Origin of the sequence: Streptomyces sp. P17 (assembly GCF_032436805.1) — a bacterium.
Classification (GTDB): domain Bacteria; phylum Actinomycetota; class Actinomycetes; order Streptomycetales; family Streptomycetaceae; genus Streptomyces.
This window is the reverse complement of record NZ_JAVRBF010000675.1, coordinates 1-280: the sequence shown is the minus strand read 5'-3', so window position 1 is coordinate 280 and position 280 is coordinate 1. Positions and strand designations below refer to the sequence as shown.

1 protein-coding gene is annotated in these 280 nt (G+C 58.9%); it reads right to left on the bottom strand.

The window, feature by feature from the left end:
* Positions 1-280, bottom strand: a 280-nt coding sequence (locus tag RMT89_RS42545; RefSeq protein ID WP_315889119.1) for a hypothetical protein, incomplete at both ends; no start/stop codon positions are given.

Here is a 280-nt window from a genome sequence, read left to right as displayed (position 1 = left end):
GACCGAGGGTCTCCTGAGACTCGAGTGTTCTCGCCTTCCGATAATCAGCGATATCACCGGAATCCTTCAGGGACTGAATGTAGACCTCGCGGTCGCGGACGATTTTCTGGATATCGCCGATGCCGAGGGAATCGAATCCCACGAGTGCCGTCGGGTCGGCATGAGCCGTTTCCTTCAGGGCGTCGCCGGCCGCGTTCGTTGTGTGATTGGTCAGCGAGAATCCCCTACCCTCGGACCCGTCAAACCCCGTGGTGGTGATCTTCTGGAGAGACGAGAATGC